We start from the raw sequence: 253 nt of genomic DNA on the forward strand, positions 1-253 counted from the left end.
ACGCCTACCTCGCCGACGTCATCACCCGCATCGTCGCAGGCCATCCGCAAAGCCAGCTCGACGACCTGCTGCCCTGGGCCTATGCCCCCGCGCCACTCAAGGCCGTGGCCTGAGAACAGCGGTTACGTTCGACGAGAAGATCATCTCCATGTATGCGCGCGGCATGAGCGTGCGCGAGATCCGCGGCCATCTGGAGGAGCTCTACGGCATCGACGTGTCGCCGGACCTGATCTCGGCGGTGACCGATGCCGTC

1 protein-coding gene and 1 pseudogene are annotated in these 253 nt (G+C 65.6%); both read left to right on the forward strand.

From position 1 onward, the window contains the following. Nucleotides 1–113, forward strand: a 113-nt coding sequence (locus O7A70_RS34110) for a transposase domain-containing protein (protein ID WP_337143964.1), incomplete at its 5' end; no start/stop codon positions are given. Between the two features lie 8 nt (nucleotides 114–121). Then, nucleotides 122–253, forward strand: a pseudogene (locus tag O7A70_RS34115) (transposase); the annotation flags it as partial.

It is taken from the genome of Mesorhizobium sp. Cs1299R1N1 (assembly GCF_037179655.1).
Classification (GTDB): Bacteria; Pseudomonadota; Alphaproteobacteria; order Rhizobiales; family Rhizobiaceae; genus Mesorhizobium; species Mesorhizobium salmacidum.